Origin of the sequence: Trichocoleus sp. FACHB-46 (assembly GCF_014695385.1) — a bacterium.
Taxonomy (GTDB): domain Bacteria; phylum Cyanobacteriota; class Cyanobacteriia; order FACHB-46; family FACHB-46; genus Trichocoleus.
On sequence record NZ_JACJOD010000031.1, the window covers coordinates 436,674 to 451,260 of the forward strand.

Sequence of the window (14,587 nt, forward strand, 5' to 3'; positions counted from 1 at the left end):
ATGGATTGCGAGCTAGGTAGTTACGGCTTAAAAGCCACAAGTATGTTTCGCTACAGACAAAAACGCCGAAACCTGTAGAAAAACTTCAAAATTGCTCATGGGTAACATTTTATCTAGAGCAACATCGGTAGGGTAATGACAAGCTGTTGGTATAGAAAACTACCAACACCCCAAAATTTTCACAACTTATAACTTGAGTATTGGTGAACGAGGATGACGAAGTTTTCGAGACGGAAATTCATCTTGACAGCAGGCGTTACAGCCGCAGGTACTCTACTCGCCCACGGCTGTACGTCCTCTAATTCGACCGATACTGCTGCTAGCACTTCCCCCAGTGCTGCTCCTGCGGTTAATGTTGCCGCCGCCGATGCGCCAGAAGTCACCACGGCCAAGCTCGGCTTCATTGCCCTAACAGATTCTGCTCCCCTGATCATCGCTAAGGAAAAGGGTCTATTTGAGAAGTACGGCATGAAGGATGTCCAAGTGGCCAAGCAGGCTTCTTGGGCAGCGACCCGTGACAACATTGTGCTGGGTTCCGAGGGCGGCGGGATCGATGGCGCTCATATCCTGTCTCCGATGCCTTACCTAATTTCTGAAGGCAAAGTGACTGATGGCAAGAAAGTACCGATGTACATCTTGGCTCGGCTCAATGTCAACGGTCAGTGCATCTCCGTTGCCAATACCTACAAAGACTTGAAAGTGGGTTTGCAGAGCAATGCGCTCAAAAATGCCTTTGCTCAAGCTAAATCCGCTGGGAAAGAAACCAAGTGCGCCGTTACCTTCCCCGGTGGCACTCACGATCTGTGGATGCGCTACTGGCTCGCAGCGGGTGGCCTAAATCCCAATGAAGATGCTTCGACCATCGTGGTGCCACCGCCCCAAATGGTCGCCAACATGAAAGTCGGCAACATGGAAGCCTTCTGCGTTGGCGAACCTTGGAATGCTCAGCTCGTCAACCAAGGACTCGGCTACAGCGCTCTCACCACTGGAGAACTCTGGAATAACCACCCAGAAAAAGCCTTCGCCATGCGGGCTGAATGGGTTGATAAGCACCCTAAAGCAGCCAAGGCCCTCCTAATGGCAGTGCAAGAAGCCCAGATATGGTGCGACAAGGCAGAAAACAAAGAGGAGATGTGTGACATCCTCTCCCAACGGGAATGGTTCAAGGTTCCAGCCAAAGACATTATTGAGCGAGCCCAAGGCCGCATCGACTACGGAGATGGTCGAGTGGTTGAGAACAGCCCCCACATCATGAAGTTCTGGGCTAACAATGCTTCCTATCCTTACAAGAGCCATGACCAATGGTTCCTCACCGAAAATATTCGCTGGGGTTACTTTGAGCCAGAAACAGACACCAAGAAACTAGTCGATGCTGTGAACCGGGAAGACATCTGGCGGGAAGCGGCTAAGGCACTCGGTCAAGAAGCTATGACTCCTAAGAGCCCTTCTCGCGGTGTGGAAACCTTCTTTGATGGCGTCAAGTTTGACCCTGAGAATCCAGAAGCTTACCTCAAGAGTTTGCAAATCAAGAAAGTCGAAGTTTAAGTCCAACCGTGAATTTGTAGGGGCTTGATTGTCTAGGCTCCTACCCTTCTTTTCTCACCTGCGACCTAACGAGGAACAAGAGAGCATGACAGCTAGATCGAGTAGTAACGCCATTAATTCTTTCCCTGCCAACTTGCTGCCTCAGCTACGGAAGCAGGCAATCAATGTGATTCCTCCTGTAGTCGCAATCCTCATCTTTTTGGTGATTTGGCAAATTCTCTGCTCAGGCCCCAAAGCTCCTCTGCCAGCACCTACCACAGTCGTCACCGAAACTTGGGATTTGATTATTGATCCTTTTTTCGATAACGGTGACACTGACAAAGGCCTAGCTCTGCAAATCTTTGCCAGCCTGAAGCGAGTCGCGATCGGGTACTCTCTGGCTGCCATTGTGGGAGTTGGCTTAGGAATCTTGATTGGCACGAACAAGTTAATGTTTCGGGCTTTAGATCCCCTGTTTCAGGTTTTGCGAACTGTTCCGCCTCTGGCTTGGTTGCCGATCTCCTTGGCTGCGTTTCGCCAAGCCAACCCCTCCGCAATTTTCGTTATTTTCATTACCGCCATCTGGCCGATCTTGATTAACACAGCCGTTGGCGTGAAGCAAATTCCCCAAGACTACAACAACGTCGCTAAAGTCCTGCGGCTTTCCAAGCAAAAGTACTTCTTCAAGATTCTGTTCCCCGCCACGGTGCCCTACATCTTCACTGGCCTCAAGATTGGCATTGGTCTCTCCTGGTTGGCGATCGTAGCGGCTGAGATGCTTACCGGTGGCGTTGGCATCGGCTTCTTTATCTGGGATGCCTGGAATAGCTCCCGCATCAGCGAAATTATTTTGGCCCTGGTTTACGTCGGCGTGGTGGGATTACTCCTGGACAAGCTAGTCAACTACGTCGCTTCTCTGGTTGTTACTGAAGAACAGAAGTAAATGCCTGAGTGAGCCATATTGATGCTCAGCATGACTCAGCGCTTACTATCTCTCTCAATCACCGATCTAATTTCATCCCTCATCCTTCATCCCTCCTAGCACCATGTCTGCCTTCGTTGAAGTCGATCACATTGACCGTGTCTTCCCGCTTTCTAATGGCGGCAGCTATGTCGCGCTGAAAAATATTGAGCTAAAAATTCGCCAAGGTGAGTTTGTTTCTCTAATCGGGCACTCTGGCTGCGGCAAATCGACCCTACTCAACATCGTGGCAGGCTTGGATAAGCCCACCAGCGGTGGTGTGGTTTTGGAAGGTCGGCAAGTGACGTCCCCCGGACCCGATCGCATGGTGGTGTTCCAAAACTACTCGTTGTTGCCTTGGCTGACAGTGCGCGAAAACATTGCCCTGGCTGTCGATGAAGTCGCTAAGAACCTGCCTAAAGGAGAGCGACGGGGCATCATCGAACACCATATTGATTTGGTGGGGTTGCGAGCGGCGGCGGATAAGCGCCCTGGCCAGTTGTCAGGTGGGATGAAACAACGGGTGGCGATCGCTCGTGCCTTAGCCATTCGTCCTAAATTACTTTTACTGGATGAACCCTTTGGAGCATTAGATGCGCTCACCAGAGGGAACCTGCAAGAGCAGTTGATGAAAATCTGCGAAGAGAGCCGTGTGACTTGCTTGATGGTGACGCACGACGTAGACGAGGCGCTGCTCCTCTCTGACCGCATCGTCATGCTCACGAATGGCCCGGAATCGCATATTGGTCAGATTTTAGAAGTCTCCATTCCTCGACCCCGCCATCGTTTAGAAGTCGTGAACCACCCCAACTACTACAGTATGCGGAGTGAGATTATCTACTTCCTCAACCAGCAAAAACGGGCGAAGAAGCGGCAAGCCAAGCAGAATATTGCGATCGCCCGTCACGGCCTCGAAAAAGTCAACTTAGACATTGGCTTTATTCCGCTCACGGATTGTGCTCCTCTTGTAGTCGCCAAAGAGAAGGGCTTCTTCAAGAAACATGGTCTAGACGAAGTCAATCTGGTCCGAGAATCTAGTTGGAAGACGGTTGCAGAAGGCATTACCAGTCGCCGACTCGATGCCGCGCAGATGGTGGCAGGCATGCCCCTTTCGATGACCATTGGTGTGGGTGGCAATGCGCCTGTCCCAGTCGTTACAGCTTTGGTGCTCGATCGCAATGGCAATGCCATCACCCTCGACAAAAAGTTTCATGAGCAAGGGGTAAAAACTCTAGCCGACTTCCGCAACGCCATCCGTCAAGCTCCTGACCAAGTTCATACCCTGGGAGTTGTCCATCCTGCTTCCATGCACAACTTGATGTTGCGCTACTGGTTAGCTTCCGGAGGCATTGATCCCGATCAAGATGTCAGCTTAACTGTCATTCCGCCGCCGCAGATGGTCGCTAACCTCAAAGCAGGCCACATTGACGGCTATTGTTCGGGTGAACCGTGGAACTCGCGGGCGATTCAGGAAGGATTGGGATATGCGATCGCCACTGATCTCGACATTTGGCCCGGACACCCAGAGAAAGTCTTAGGGGTGCGTGAAGAATGGGCAAACGAGCATCCTGAAACGCACATTGCCCTGCTCAAAGCGATACTGGAAGCCTGCGAATACTGTGACGATCGCCGCCACCGGGAAGAGATTGTAGAGCTGCTAGCTCGGCCTGAATATGTTGGCACCGCTGCCCAGTACATTCGGCCTGGTTTCATCGACCCTTACAATCGCGGCAACGGCGAAGCACCGCAAAACTTGCCTCGCTACAACCAATTCCACGTCGGTCAAGCCAACTGTCCCGGTCGCGTAGAAGGGCTGTGGATTTTGACTCAACTCGCTCGTTGGGGTATCACTGCTTTCCCCAAAAATTGGGTCGAAGTTCTCGATCGCGTCCGGCGGGTCGATCTGTATGGAGAAGCCGCTAGACAACTCGGTTGGCCCGATACCGAACCCGATCGCGATTCCTTCAAGCTCTTTGATGGCACTCTCTTCAACCCCGACGATCCCATCGGTTATCTCAATCGCCTCACGATCCATCGCGATATCCGCATTGAAGAAATTATCCTCGATCAACCTACCCCCACCCCAACTTCCACCACTCCTACTTCTACAAGTCCCACGATCGCCGCCTAACTTTTCTTTTTCATTCCTCCTCCCTCCCTTTTCATCCTTCCTCTCATCCCTCCTCCCCTAGGAACCATGCAAATTCTCGACGGTCAAGCCTTAGATTCATCTCCAGCCATGAACCGAGACCCCTTCTTGGTCATTGACAACGTTTCTAAGGTCTACCCCACACCCAACGGTCCCTACACAGTTTTAGATGGAATTGATCTCACAGTCTACGAAGGCGAGTTTATCTGCGTCATCGGGCACTCTGGCTGTGGTAAGTCAACCCTCCTAAACATGGTGGCAGGCTTTAACAAACCCACCACTGGAGAAGTGCGCCTGCAAACCAAACGCATTACTCAGCCTGGACCCGACCGGATGATGGTGTTCCAGAATTATGCTTTGCTGCCTTGGATGAGCGCTTTTGAAAACGTCTACCTCGGCGTGGATGAAGTCTATCCCGACAAGCCACGGGCCGAGAAGGTGAAGATTGTCCGGGAGCACCTGGCAATGGTGGGTCTAACAGAAGCCGCTGACAAAAAACCAGGGCAACTGTCGGGCGGGATGAAACAGCGGGTCGCGATCGCCCGTGCTCTGGCCATTCGTCCGGAAGTGTTGATCTTGGATGAACCCTTTGGAGCGCTAGACGCAATCACGAAGGAAGAACTGCAAGAGGAATTGCTGCAAATCTGGCGGGATCATCGTTGCACCGTGATGATGATTACCCACGACATTGATGAGGCACTATTCCTAGCCGATCGCCTGGTGATGATGACCAATGGCCCCTCGGCTCAGATTGGTGAGGTGCTAGAGATCCCCTTCCCTCGTCCCCGCGATCGCGCTCAGTTGCTAGAAAGCCCAGAATACTACAGCCTCCGCAACTATGCGCTTGATTTCCTCTACAGTCGCTTTGCCTTAGCGCACTAACTCTGGTTCTGACAACTGCATTGATTTTGGGGCTATCTCTCACTCCGTACCCGCAACTTTACCCGCTTGGAATTAGGGATTGATCCCTCTGTTGAATTCAAAGGTTTTGACGTGCTTCAAGGATTGGTGTCATTCAGGGGTCGCTACCGTATTCTTCACCTGACGTGGTTTGCCTTTTTTCTCACTTTTGTTTGCTGGTTTAACTTTGCGCCCTTTGCCACCACCATCGGCAAAGACTTAAACCTCACCACTGAGCAAGTTAAAACGTTAGGCATTTGTAACCTGGCGCTAACAATTCCAGCCCGCATCATCATTGGCATGCTGCTGGATCGTTTCGGCCCCCGGATTACCTATTCCGTGTTGTTGATGTTTGCCGTCGTTCCTTGCTTAGCCACCGCTCTATCCCAAGACTTCGGCCAGTTGGTGATTAGCCGTCTCCTTATGGGTATTGTTGGCGCTGGCTTTGTCGTTGGCATTCGCATGGTGTCCGAGTGGTTTCCGCCTAAAGAAATTGGGGTAGCCGAAGGCGTATATGGCGGCTGGGGTAACTTTGGAGCCTTTGCAGCGGAGTTTGCTCTCCCCTCGCTTGCCGTTGCTAGTGCTTTTTTAGTCGGCGGCAGTAGCGGTTGGCGGATGGCGATCGCCCTGAGCGGCATCGTTGCAGCCATTTACGGCTACATCTACATGCGGATGGCGCAAGACACTCCCTCCGGGCAGGAATATCACCGTCCCAAGCGCAGCGGCTCGCTCGAAGTCACCAGTGTTAAAAGCTTTTGGGCGTTGATCCTATCCAACTTAGGTTTGATCCTGGCGTTGGCCTTGTTAGCATGGCGCTTAGCACAACCCCAAATCAACTTTTTCAACACGCCTCAAATGTTGGTGGCTTGGGGTTTACTGGCCGCTCTGTTTGCTTATCAAACTCACAAAGCTTGGGATGTCAACCGCGAATTGTTGAGCGGCAAAAAAATCTATAAACCTAGCGATCGCTACCAATTCCGCCAAATTGCCTTGCTAGAGTTCACTTATGTCACCAGCTTTGGCTCTGAACTCGCGGCTGTTTCCATGCTGCCTGCTTTTTTCGAGAACACCTTTGCGCTAGAGCATGTGATGGCAGCGATGATCGCAGCTTGCTATCCCTTCCTCAACTTAGTTTCTCGTCCCAGCGGCGGCTTGATCTCCGACAAATTTGGTAGCCGCAAATGGACGATGACCCTCCTCATGTTTGGCATCGGCGTTGGCTATCTCTTGGCCTATAACATTAACCAAAACTGGCCCATTCCTTTGGCGATCGCTGTCACCATGTTTTCGGCTTACTTTGCCCAAGCTGGTTGTGGAGCTACTTACAGCATCGTGCCTCTGATTAAAAAAGAGATCACAGGACAAGTCGCCGGAAATGTTGGTGCCTACGGCAACTTTGGTGGCGTGGTTTATCTCACCATCTTCAGCCTTACCGATGCTCAGGTGCTATTCCAAACGATGGGAATCGCCGCGCTGATTTGCGCCAGCTTATGCGCCTTCTTGCTGCAAGAACCCCAAGGCTCCTTTGCCGCTCACTACGATGACCCAGCTGAAACCTCAGATCTCCAGTCCATTCCTATGTTGGCGGATGAATCACATACTAATTCCTAATCACCCATCTCTAAAGGGGGCGTGCTGCCTCATTTTCAGGTTGCCTACATTAGAATGGTAAGTATTTATGCTTATCCAAAGTGTAAGCCCATCGAACATCCGTATCGCTAGCAGAGAAAAAGCGTCAAGCAGGCAGCATTATAGCTCTCGCCGCTTGACGCTACCATTTTTTCTCTTAGATGTACGGTTACCAATAGACGACAGTTATGACTGACTCGACTAAAACTCTCTGTCCTTACTGTGGTGTTGGCTGTGGCTTAGAAGTGTTGCCACCCGCGCAGCCTGGTAAGCCGATTAACAGAGATAGTGCTGGTACACCCATTTGGCAAGTCCGGGGCGATCGCGCTCATCCTTCTAGCCAAGGAATGGTCTGCGTCAAGGGAGCCACGATCGCAGAATCGTTGAATAAAGACCGCCTGCTCTATCCCATGCTGCGGGATACTTTGACCCAGCCGTTTCGCCGCATCACCTGGGAAGAAGCTTTTGACTGCATCGTGCAGCGCATGCAAACCGTCCGGTACACGCAAGGGCCCGAAGCAATCTGCATGTACGGGTCCGGTCAATTCCAAACCGAGGACTACTACACGGCACAAAAACTGCTGAAGGGGTGTCTCGGCACCAACAACTTTGATGCCAATTCGCGTCTTTGCATGTCTTCAGCGGTCTCTGGTTACATTCAAAGCTTCGGGGCCGATGGTCCTCCCTGCTGCTACGACGATCTAGAACTGGCCGATTGCGCGTTTCTGATTGGAACTAACACTGCCGAATGTCATCCCATCATTTTTAATCGCCTGCGGAAGTACCACAAGCAAAACCGCCACGTCAAAATGATTGTGGTCGATCCGCGCGAAACCGCCACCGCCCAAGCCGCAGATCTCCATTTAGCTATTCGTCCTGGCACTGATATCGACTTAATGAACGGCATGGCTCACTTGCTGATGCGGTGGGGCCACTTTGATGTCAGCTTTATCGATGAATGCACTGCTAACTTCCCGGCCTTTGCTCAGGTCATGCAAGATTACACGCCGGAGATGACGGCGCAGCGCTGTGGCATTGCCGTGGAAGATTTAGAAACCGCGGCTCGTTACTGGGGGGAATCTGAGCGAGTACTTTCCCTCTGGTCGATGGGAGTCAACCAATCTAGCGAAGGTACGGCTAAAGTCCGAACCCTGATCAACCTGCACCTGATGACAGGGCAAATCGGCAAGCCCGGAGCAGGGCCATTTTCTCTAACTGGTCAACCCAATGCGATGGGGGGCCGAGAGGCAGGTGGCTTAGCTCACTTGCTTCCAGGCTACCGCGTGGTGCAAAATCCCCAGCACCGAGCGGAACTGGAGCAGTTTTGGGGCCTTAAGCCTGGGCAGATTTCTCCGCATCCAGGTCGGACGGCTTGGGAAATGATCACCGGGCTAGAGCAGGGAGATGTGGGTGTACTGTGGATTGCTGCCACCAATCCTGCGGTGAGTATGCCTGACTTGGAGCGCACCAAAGCCGCGCTGAAGCGATCGCCCTTCACCATTTACCAAGATGCCTACTTCCCCACGGAAACAGCTGAGTATGCTCATCTACTTTTACCAGCAGCCCAGTGGGGTGAAAAAACTGGAGTGATGACCAACTCGGAGCGACGAGTCACCCTTTGTCAGGCGTTTCGCGATCGCCCGGGTGAAGCAAAAGCGGATTGGGAAATCTTTGCGGAAGTGGGACGGCGCTTAGGATTTGCTCAACAGTTTGCCTTTACGACTTCTGCGGAAGTCTACGCTGAATTTGCTCAAGTTACTCGCGATCGCCCTTGCGAAATGACGGGACTGAGCCACGAACGCCTGCGAGTTAAAGGCCCGGCTCAGTGGCCTTGTCGAGACTCGGGTCAGGTCAAGCCTGGAGAACCTGCCAGACTCTATCAGGAGCTTCGATTCCACACTCCCGATGGGCGGGCACGTTTTGGGGCTTACCATTCTCGCGGTTTAGCTGAACGGCCTGACCCAGAATATCCTTTGGTGCTGACGACAGGTCGTCTTTACGGTCACTGGCACACCCAAACTCGCACCGGGCGAATTGAGAAAACTCGGCAAATGCATCCCAATCCTTTTCTAGAAATTCATCCTCGCGATGCGTCTGAATTGGGCTTACAAGACAAAGATTGGGTGGAGGTGCGATCGCGGCGGGGGTTGGCCCGTTTTCCAGTCACGGTAACGAAGGCGATCGCACCTGGGACGGTGTTTGTGCCGATGCATTGGGGCTTTTTGTGGGCTGACCAGGCCGAAGCGAATGCCCTGACGCATCCAGAGTGTTGTCCCGATTCTAAACAGCCAGAGTTGAAAGCTTGTGCGGTGCAATTGGTGCCGATCAAAGCGGGTATGAGTCCTCAAGAGAATTTGCATCCCGCCGCGCGATCGAGTATTCTCGCACCATCTTCTTAATCTGGCTGAGCGCTGTAAAGATGCGATCGCTGAAAAAAGTCACCAGACAGTGTGCCGATGCTGGCAGCAATGAGAACTTTCTTAGGTTCCTGGGTGGGGCCGAAGCATTAGTTTCTAGAGCTTTGTCGATTGCTATGGTGGTGGTTTTAGCCGTAGCAGTGATTGATTTGGTGAGATTTCTGATTTTAGAGATCTTTTCTGAGCCTTTTGGGTTATTTAGCACCACACTGATTGAGATCTTTGGGCTATTTCTCAATATCTTGATTGCGCTAGAGATTCTAGAAAATATTGCGGCTTATCTGCGCAAGCATGTGGTGCAAGTGGAACTGGTGGTGGTGACTTCGCTGATTGCGGTGGCGCGTAAAATTATTATTTTGGATTTTGAGAAGACGACGGGGGTGGAGTTGATTGGTTTGGCGATCGCGATTTTCTCTCTCTCTATTAGTTATTGGGTGGTTCGTCATGTGAATGCTAAGGAGCACTAAATTTACGAAATCCGAACCTTGGGGGCACTCGCCCCCAAACCCCCGCTGAGGGACGGTTGCGTCCCCCAGGCCCCCTCCAAACGAACGTAACTGTCAGTGTTTCGATTCTGGTTCTATTTCTTTTTTCATTCCTTCTGACTCCTCACCCCTTCCTCCTTCATCCCTCCTCTACTCCCCTCCTCATGTCTGATTTTTTCCAGTTTGAAGCTGATTTTGTTGAGTCTCTCCGTTGTATTCCCATGCAGGTGCGCTACAAGCTGGATACTTGTGGTGTGAAGTTGAAGTTGCAACATTGGCATCAGTTTACGCAAGGGGAGCGGCAATCTTTGGTAGATCTCCCTTGTCTGATGGAGGCGGATGTTGTGAGTTATCGGGAGCATTTACAGCGGATAGTTGTGGAGCATACGGGCCACGCTGCGAGTGATTTGCCGATTGAGGCCTGCCCTGCTTGGATGGATGAAACTGCAATTCCGGTGAGTGTGCAGGAGAAGGCTACGGAAACTGGGGTAGGGTTGACGCTGGAGCAATGGCGATCGCTCTTACCACTGCAACGCTTTGTGCTGCTTAAACTCAGTCGATCGGGTCACGAAAACAGCAATTTTTTGCCAGCCATGCAGGAGTTCCAGTTGGTCTGACAAAAACTCCGCAAAATTACTCAGAGCTAAATCAGGCTTGTAGTTCATAGACTAGAGGTGCTGACGTGGAGCAGTTCTATGGAATCGCAACAAGCTGGGTTGATTTTGCAAGCTTTAGATTTTGCGGCGCGTAAGCATCGAGATCAACGACGCAAAGATTTAGAGGCTTCTCCTTACATTAATCACCCAATTAGTTTGGTGAATTTGTTGTGGAATACCGGAGGAGTCACAGATCCAGCGGTAATTATGGCAGCACTACTCCATGACACGGTTGAGGATACTGCAACGACTTTCGCTGAGTTGGCTCAGGAGTTTGGCGAGGAGGTACAGCAGTTGGTCAAAGAGGTGACAGATGACAAATCTCTACCTAAACAAGAGCGAAAACAACAGCAAGTTGAGCATGCAGCGCATTTAAGTGACAAGGCAAAGTTGGTGAAACTGGCTGACAAAATCTCTAATTTGCGAGATATTATTGCCTCACCTCCGGCGGATTGGTCTTGCGATCGCCAGCGCGAGTATTTTGTCTGGGCAAAGCAAGTGGTGGATCAGATGCGGGGTAACCACGCTCAGTTAGAAGCTGTATTTGATCAGGTTTATCAACAAGGGATCAGTCAACTGAGCGATCGCTGAAGTATCTAACTTTCTCAGGAAAAACTAATATTTGGTTTAGAGCCACATCATCTTTTTAAGTTTTACTTTTACTTGATTGTGAAGTAAAAAAATAGCTTTGAGTAGACAAAATTGAATTTTCACCAATAGCTAGTTGAATGAATCTCATTGGCGATTTGCTCACAAAAATTACTCAAAACAAGGGGCGAATCGATCCATTTTCGCTACAATTTCGGCTCACGGTTGGCATTATAGGGGCATCAGTTCTCAGTTTCGGTGGGGTGGCAATCTGGACAACTTGGACGACCTACCAAATTCTGATTGATTCTCACAAACAAAATATTATCTATCTCACCGATCGCTTGCCACGCGATGTGGAACTGTACAGCGAAATGATTCCGGTAGACATTGGGTTGCGACGGGCCATCAACAACGTCACTAGTCCGAATCTGCTCATTTGGGCTAGGGCCCCGGATGGCAGTGTTTTAGCGCAAGCGGAAACGTTGAAGACGGAGCGAGCCAGCCAAATTGTGGCGGCAGTGGATTCTCTGCCCTGGCTGCCGACTAAACCTCAAAGTTCTTGGATTAATGGCTCTTATTTGCTGCTCAGTAGCGAGCCTTTAGCCATTAACGGCACTCGCATCGGCAAACTCTATATTGCTCAAGATATTACCCGTGATCAAGCTCGGTTTTTGGGCTTGATTCGCAGCTTAAGCTTAGTCAATTTGCTAGCAATCCTGGCGTTAGCAATGGCGATCGCGTCTTATATTCGGCGATCGCTACAACCTTTGCGAGAGATGAGCCAGATGACTCAAGTTATTTCGGTGGATGACTTAGGACAAGCACAATTGCAACTCGATAGTGCCCCTAGCGAAGTCACTGATTTAGCGCAGACTTTCAATACGATGTTGTCTCGCTTGTCTGACTCTTGGACGCAACAGCGAGAATTCGTCAGCAATGTTTCTCACGAATTACGTACGCCGCTGACGATTGTGCATGGCTATCTGCAAAGTATGCAGCGCCGCAGCCAGAACTTAACAGAAGCTCAGCAGGAAGCCCTGGATATTGCTGCGGTCGAAACCGAGCGCATTATTCGGTTGTTGCAAGACCTCCTCGATCTTGCCAGAGCCGACAGTGGCTATTTGCATCTCTCCTGGGAACCGATTGACTTAGCTGCACTGCTACGCGAGGTGGCTAGCATGGCAGACCCATTCAGTAGTCATACCATTCAAGTTGAAATTGAGCGTCTCGATGCCCACGGTTCTGGAGCAGAATCGATTCACGTCAAAGCCGATCGCAGCCGTTTGCGCCAGGTATTGATCAATCTAATCGATAACGCGGTTAAATATTCTGAGCCTCATACCCCTGTGACTTTACGCCTGCATCAGTTTGATGAGTTTGTCGCTCTCCAAGTCAGCGATCGCGGTTGCGGTATTGATCTCCCCCACCAAACCCGCATCTTTGAGCGCTTCTACCGCGTGGATGAAGCTCGTTCTCGCTCGACTGGAGGCAGTGGCCTGGGGCTGTCGATTGTGAAAACCTTAGTCGAAGGTATGGGAGGCAGCATTACGGTGCGCTCCAAACTAGGGGAGGGCAGCGTCTTTACGGTCACTCTACCCAATCCCTCTGTAAAACTATGACCGCCCCTCCAGCCCACATCCTAGTGGTTGAAGATGAAGTGAAGCTGGCTCGATTTATTGAGCTCGAGCTGAGCTATGAAGGCTATCAGGTGAGTCTGGCGCACGATGGCTTCGTAGGACTGACCACAGCCCGAGATGCCAAGCCCGATTTAATTATTCTCGACTGGATGCTGCCTGGTTTGTCAGGTTTGGAAGTCTGCCGTCGCCTCCGCACCACAGGCGATAAAGTTCCAGTGGTGCTCCTCACGGCCAAGGATGAAGTTAGCGATCGCGTGGCAGGGCTGGACGCAGGAGCCGACGATTATGTCGTCAAACCGTTCAGTATTGAAGAATTGCTAGCACGAGTCCGAGCCCACCTCCGACGAGTGCAAGAAACTGAACCAGAAGTTTTACAGTTCACAGATCTCAGTCTGAATCGCCAAACTCGCGAAGTCTTCCGAGGTGATCGCGCTATTGAACTTACTGCGAAAGAATTTGATCTGCTAGATTTCCTCATGGCTCACCCGCGCCAAGTAATTACCCGCGATCGCATTTTGGAGCAGGTCTGGGGCTACGACTTCATGGGTGACTCAAACATTATTGAGGTCTACATTCGCTATCTCCGCCTCAAACTCGAGGCCAACCAAGAAAAACGCCTGATCCAAACCGTGCGGGGGGTAGGTTACGTCTTGCGTGACTGAGTATATTTGCAGACCTGAAATGCTAGGCTGAGGCCAGTGAAGTCAGCCATCCTGAAGCCATGCACAGACTCCTGACTGGACCGTTAAGCGTTGATCCTGTGACTGTTGCGATCGCTGGGCTCCCTCCGGCTCTGCACAATACAAAGCTCGTGCAGTTTTCTGATTTTCACTACGATGGTTTGCGGCTCTCAGACGATTTACTCACCCAGGCGATCGCTGCTAGTAATGCCTTGGAGCCAGATTTAATTTTGCTGACCGGGGACTATGTCACGGATGAGCCAGAACCCATTCATGATCTGGTGCGGCATCTAAAGCAATTACGCAGCCGCTTAGGCATCTTGGCAGTTTTAGGCAACCACGATCTGCACGAAGATCACTCTCAAGCTGAAGTCACGGCTGCCCTCACCAGTATTGGTACTCAGGTTTTGTGGAATCAAGTGGCTTATCCCTTGGGCAGCGATTTAGCCTTTGTAGGTTTAGCCGATTTTTGGTCAGGAGAGTTTGCCCCCACTCCAGTCCTCAGCGATTTAGATCCCGCTCTGCCCCGGATTGTTCTTTCCCATAATCCGGATACGGCCCAAATTCTGCAAAAGTGGCGCGTAGATTTGCAACTTTCTGGCCACACTCACGGTGGTCAAGTTGTCATCCCTGGTTTTGGCACAATTTCCAAATTGTACGAAGATGTTTTCTACAGCATTCCCAAAACGATCCGCAGCGCCATTCCGTCTATGAGAAAACATTGCCACCGAGTGGTGCAGCATTGGGAATGGGCCAGCGGCTTACATCAAGTCGGAGATAATTTGCTTTACGTCAACCGGGGTCTCGGCACTTATCTCCCTGGGCGGCTCTTTTGTCCACCGGAAGTCACTGCGATTACCCTCGTTTGCCAGGACGCATGAGGACGTGATGCGCTATTGCCTTGGAGTTGGCTGCCCGCTCAGGTCGTTTATCCTAAATCAGCAGGGCGATCTAATAT

Annotated in this window: 12 protein-coding genes; all 12 read left to right on the forward strand. The window is 51.2% G+C overall.

Translation table 11 applies throughout. The annotated features are described in order from the left end of the window. Positions 1–213 precede the first annotated feature (213 nt). The 12 genes from H6F72_RS20030 to H6F72_RS20085 all read left to right on the forward strand — a co-directional run bounded on the left by H6F72_RS20030 (position 214) and on the right by H6F72_RS20085 (position 14,510). The gene (locus H6F72_RS20030; protein ID WP_190439725.1) at positions 214–1,545 is read left to right on the forward strand and encodes a CmpA/NrtA family ABC transporter substrate-binding protein; all 1,332 of its coding nucleotides are present in this window, start codon (positions 214–216) and stop codon (positions 1,543–1,545) included. Positions 1,546–1,630: 85 nt separating this feature from the next. Beyond that, positions 1,631–2,467, forward strand: coding sequence for a nitrate ABC transporter permease (ntrB, locus tag H6F72_RS20035; protein WP_190439727.1), 837 nt, complete (start codon positions 1,631–1,633; stop codon positions 2,465–2,467). Between the two features lie 103 nt (positions 2,468–2,570). After that, the gene (locus tag H6F72_RS20040) at positions 2,571–4,616 is read left to right on the forward strand and encodes a nitrate ABC transporter ATP-binding protein (protein WP_190439729.1); all 2,046 of its coding nucleotides are present in this window, start codon (positions 2,571–2,573) and stop codon (positions 4,614–4,616) included. A 66-nt stretch (positions 4,617–4,682) separates the two neighbouring features. Then, positions 4,683–5,516, forward strand: coding sequence for a nitrate ABC transporter ATP-binding protein (locus H6F72_RS20045; RefSeq protein WP_190439741.1), 834 nt, complete (start codon positions 4,683–4,685; stop codon positions 5,514–5,516). A 111-nt stretch (positions 5,517–5,627) separates the two neighbouring features. Then, positions 5,628–7,145, forward strand: coding sequence for a NarK family nitrate/nitrite MFS transporter (locus H6F72_RS20050; RefSeq protein WP_190439743.1), 1,518 nt, complete (start codon positions 5,628–5,630; stop codon positions 7,143–7,145). A 206-nt stretch (positions 7,146–7,351) separates the two neighbouring features. Next, positions 7,352–9,562: a molybdopterin oxidoreductase family protein gene (locus H6F72_RS20055; RefSeq protein ID WP_190439746.1), complete on the forward strand. Its 2,211-nt coding sequence runs from the start codon at positions 7,352–7,354 to the stop codon at positions 9,560–9,562. A 20-nt stretch (positions 9,563–9,582) separates the two neighbouring features. Further along, positions 9,583–10,047: a phosphate-starvation-inducible PsiE family protein gene (locus tag H6F72_RS20060; protein ID WP_190439749.1), complete on the forward strand. Its 465-nt coding sequence runs from the start codon at positions 9,583–9,585 to the stop codon at positions 10,045–10,047. A gap of 182 nt (positions 10,048–10,229) precedes the next feature. After that, positions 10,230–10,682, forward strand: a complete 453-nt coding sequence (locus tag H6F72_RS20065; RefSeq protein WP_190439752.1) for a nitrate reductase associated protein — start codon at positions 10,230–10,232, stop codon at positions 10,680–10,682. Between the two features lie 78 nt (positions 10,683–10,760). Next, positions 10,761–11,312 (forward strand): HD domain-containing protein, encoded by a 552-nt coding sequence (locus tag H6F72_RS20070; RefSeq protein ID WP_190439755.1) that lies wholly within the window; start codon positions 10,761–10,763, stop codon positions 11,310–11,312. 137 nt (positions 11,313–11,449) lie between these two features. Beyond that, positions 11,450–12,931, forward strand: a complete 1,482-nt coding sequence (locus H6F72_RS20075) for a cell wall metabolism sensor histidine kinase WalK (protein ID WP_190439757.1) — start codon at positions 11,450–11,452, stop codon at positions 12,929–12,931. Further along, complete coding sequence (locus tag H6F72_RS20080) at positions 12,928–13,611, forward strand: response regulator transcription factor (RefSeq protein WP_190439760.1); 684 nt, start codon at positions 12,928–12,930, stop codon at positions 13,609–13,611. Before H6F72_RS20075 ends, H6F72_RS20080 begins: the two co-directional genes overlap by 4 nt. A gap of 59 nt (positions 13,612–13,670) precedes the next feature. Then, complete coding sequence (locus H6F72_RS20085; protein WP_190439762.1) at positions 13,671–14,510, forward strand: metallophosphoesterase; 840 nt, start codon at positions 13,671–13,673, stop codon at positions 14,508–14,510. Positions 14,511–14,587: the final 77 nt, after the last annotated feature.